This is a genomic window from Mycobacterium sp., from assembly GCF_032162605.1.
GTDB lineage: Bacteria > Actinomycetota > Actinomycetes > Mycobacteriales > Mycobacteriaceae > Mycobacterium.
In genome coordinates this window covers 1-3,677 of record NZ_JAVROT010000019.1, presented here as the reverse complement: position 1 = coordinate 3,677, position 3,677 = coordinate 1, and the positions used below count along the sequence as shown (strand labels likewise).

Sequence of the window (3,677 nt, the reverse complement as noted above, 5' to 3'; positions counted from 1 at the left end):
AACACTTCCCACCACCCCTCCGGGGACATGCCCGATCTGACGGTACAGGACTTCGCGCTGGCTCTCGGCCTGACGACGTGAACGGGCGTACCACTCGTAGATCTGATCAAGAACCGGCGTTGGCGCGGGTGAATCGGCCTACTACAACGACATCGTCGGCTGGCGATGGACCGAATTGCCCGGCGTATCCGATGCACTGATCTTCCGGGTCGCAACCTACGGAGAACTCCACGATGCGCTCGAGGCCGCTGCCGCGGCAGAGGACCGACTCGTGCTCATCGAGGCGGTAGGGCCCCAGATGGATATCCCGCCGCTGTTGACCGAGTTGGCGCAATCGGCGTCGGCGGCCAACGCAGGCACGCCGTCGCGGATACGGTCATCCCGTTAGGGCGCTGGATCAGGACCGGCCGGTCGTCACGTGACATAACGGCGCCCCGGTGCATCCCCGCTCCATGACCCCCATGGCATTGGTCGGAGGGGGCTGGCTCGGGCATCCGAAAAAATGACACGAATTTGAGACAAAGCCTCGATGACATCCTGCTCACTGCAATTTCCGGGCCGCGCGGTTCGGGGATGGGGCGGCGTATTGCGGGTCACTGGTTCTGACGGATCACCGCTGGGGCCGGGCTAGCTGGCTCAGGACGCGGCGGCCGGGGCTGGCGTGGCTGATGGAAACGGTTCGGACTACTGAATGCCGACTGGGCGCTGGTCGGCGCGAACGGCGAGGTAAAAATGTAGGTCAGCGGTCGGGGACCCCGTGGGGCGGCGCCACAGGTGCATCAGCGCCATCGAAACTGCTGATCAACCTGTCGTAGGTTGCCGACAGGTGGCTCCGGATTGCCTTTTCGCAGGCTTCGACGTTTCGACCTGCGATGACCTGCAGCAGCTCGTCGTGCTCGGCGATGACAGCGTCCCGGTAGTACTCGTTGGATGCGTGCCTCTTTGTCAGCAACGAAAGCAGCACCTGTGATCGGATCGAGCTCCATGAGTTCCACAAGCGCTCATGGTGCGCACTTCGGTAGAGCGCGTCGTGAAACTGGATGTCGAGTCGGATCAGGACAAAATCGTTCTCATCGACCAAGGCTTTGGACATGGCCTTAACCGCAGCGGCGAGGGTGTCCAAATCGGCTTGGGTCGCGGTAACAGCGGCCTCCCTGATCGCGAACACTTCCAACACGGTCCGCAGGCTTCCAAGCTCTCGGAAGTCCGTCGCCGACAGTTTCACGACGAAGGCGCCGCGATGCCAATCCATCGTGACGATGCCCTCTTGCTTGAGCTGCACCAGGGCCTCCCGGACGGGACCGCGGCTCACCTGTAGGCGGTCCGCGATGTCGACCTCGTTCAGGCGTTCACCTAGCCGGAGCGAATCGTCGAAGATCGCCTGCCGGATGTTCTCCGCCACTTCGTCGGTCAAACCCCTTCGCCGGGCCGGTTGCATGTCACCCCCTGCTTGCCACTTCGCAGCTGTTTACAAATTGTTGACATCCAGAAAGTTAGCAATCTAACGTGGGTCTTGTCTATCCCGTTCGAGACCATGAATGCCTGCTGGAGTTTGCTGGCCGTGAGCATCGAGCAGGAGACCAACAACGTCATGGTCGGTATGTGCCCCAGCGATGCCGCCCCCAAGAGTTCCCTCGCGTTCGCTTCGGTGCGAGACCCGGCACAGGAGGTACGAAGTGGCCCATCACTTTCTGGAGCCCCGCCCGGGCACGGTGCACGACTACTTCAGCCGTGCTCGCCCCCCAGTGCTGTACGTCGATTCCGGCGACACCGTCACGGTTGCATCACTCGATGCCCGTGGCTATCTGGAGGAGCCCGCGGTCCCCGGCAAATTCGGTGAGACCTTCCTTCCCGACGCCCGTGGCCACGCCTTGTGCGGACCCATCTTCGTCCGATCCGCTGTGCCCGGCACCGCGCTCGCCATCAATCTCGTAAACCTAACGACGGGCGACTGGGGTTGGACCATCGGTGGTGACCGGAACGAGAGGTTGATGGAGTATCTGGACACCTCGACCGCGCCGATGGTCGCATTGCAGTGGCGGTTGGATTCGCAGATGCAGGTAGCCACCAACAATCTCGGTTTCAGCGTCGATATGCGTCCGTTTCTCGGCATAATCGGTCTAGCGCCCGCAGAAGACGGTGAGTTCTCCACTACTCCACCGCGGTATTGCGGCGGCAACCTTGACTGCAAGGACCTTGTTCGGGGCAGCGTTCTCTACCTTCCGGTCTCCGTCGAGGGGGCGCTGCTGTCCGTAGGCGATGGCCACGCACGCCAAGGCGATGGTGAGGTCTCCGGCAGCGCCATCGAGTGCCCCACCACCGCCGAACTTGAGTTGACCGTCGTAGCCGCGCCAGTCTTGACGACGCCCTACGCGAAGACGCCGAGCAGCCGAATCACCTTCGGTTTCGACCGCGACCTCAATAGCGCATCTGCCGCGGCGCTGGACGCGATGCTTACCTGGATGGAAGGACTGTTCGCAGTCACGCGCAGTGAGGCGCTCGCGTTGGCGAGCACAGTGGTTGATCTTCGGATCACGCAGGTGGCGAACGGCGTGTGGGGCGTGCACGCCGTTCTCGACGATGACGCGCTGCGAAGAACTGCTGGGCAGCGCCTGACGACCTAGCGCCAGCCGACGTCAGACGTCGGCATGGCACTCCCCGACGCGGCGGTGCTCAGAGGGTGTCGAGCACGGCTTCGATGCGGTCGAGCCCTTCCTCGAGGTTCTCCATGCTCGCCGCGAAGGAAAGGCGGAAGTGGCCCTGACCCGATGGGCCGAATTCTGCTCCCGACCGTACGGCTACGCCGCCAGCGAGCAGACGCTCTGAGACCACGCTGGCGGGTAGGGCACTCGCATAACGCGCGAAGTAGTAAAACGCGCCATCGGGCCGGTTGGCGTCGAGCCGCTCCATCTTCGAGATGCGAGCCGTCAGGTAGTCGCGTCGGTCTTGGTAGGCGGCCAGCATCGGAGCGGCAAGGTCCGGTCCGAGCCGGATCGCCGCCAAAGCTGCCCGCTGTACTGCCGCGTTCACCGAGCTGTTCATGGTGCGGTGCACGCGCCGGATCGACGCCGCGATCGGTTCGGCTGAGACTACATAGCCAATGCGCCAACCGGTCATTGCATACGTCTTGGACAGCGTCTGAACGTAGATCAGCCGTTCACGCAAGGACTGCACGGCCAGCGTCGAGGTGAAGGGACGTGCGTCGTAGACGATGTCGGCGTAGGCCTCATCGGCAAGTAGGAGGGTGTCTGTGCCGACTAGGCATTCTCCTAGGCGTTCGAGTTCGGTGGCACCGAAGACAGCGCCTGTGGGGTTGACGGGATTGCACAGGACGAGCATCCGGGCTTGACCTAACGCGGCTTCCAGGCGATCGAAATCCAAATGATGATCGGGCCGGCTGGGAACGAACACGGGTTGAGCGCCCGCGAGTTCCACTGCGTCTGGATAGAGGGAATATGTGGGCTCCGGGATCACGACGCGGTCCCCAGGATCAACGGTTGCCAAAATTGCTGCGGTAATCGCTGCCGCGCCGCCATGGGTGACGAGGACAGCCTCGCCCGAATATGGCGTGCGCGATATGCGGGTGGCGGTCTCCGCAATCGCCTCGCGCAACTCCGGGTCACCGTTCATGTCGCCGTAGCGCGTGTACCCGTCGCGAACCGCCTGGTCTAACGCAT

The 3,677-nt window shown here is 63.1% G+C and carries 3 protein-coding genes and 1 pseudogene; 2 read left to right on the top strand and 2 right to left on the bottom strand.

All coding sequences use genetic code 11. The annotated features are described in order from the left end of the window. Positions 1-127 precede the first annotated feature (127 nt). A pseudogene (locus QOI01_RS00770) lies at positions 128-388 on the top strand (indolepyruvate decarboxylase); the annotation flags it as partial. A gap of 351 nt (positions 389-739) precedes the next feature. Here QOI01_RS00770 and QOI01_RS00765 read toward each other — a convergent pair. Then, positions 740-1,438, bottom strand: coding sequence for a GntR family transcriptional regulator (locus QOI01_RS00765; RefSeq protein WP_526377666.1), 699 nt, complete (start codon positions 1,436-1,438; stop codon positions 740-742). A 238-nt stretch (positions 1,439-1,676) separates the two neighbouring features. On the opposite strand from QOI01_RS00765, the gene QOI01_RS00760 reads away from it, so the two are divergent. Next, positions 1,677-2,624 carry an acetamidase/formamidase family protein gene (locus QOI01_RS00760; protein ID WP_526377664.1) on the top strand — a complete coding sequence of 316 codons (948 nt, stop codon included), beginning with the start codon at positions 1,677-1,679 and terminating at the stop codon, positions 2,622-2,624. Between the two features lie 49 nt (positions 2,625-2,673). On the opposite strand, the gene QOI01_RS00755 is transcribed toward QOI01_RS00760, so the two are convergent. Next, on the bottom strand, positions 2,674-3,677 hold a 1,004-nt coding region (locus tag QOI01_RS00755; protein WP_526377662.1), incomplete at its 5' end, for a pyridoxal phosphate-dependent aminotransferase.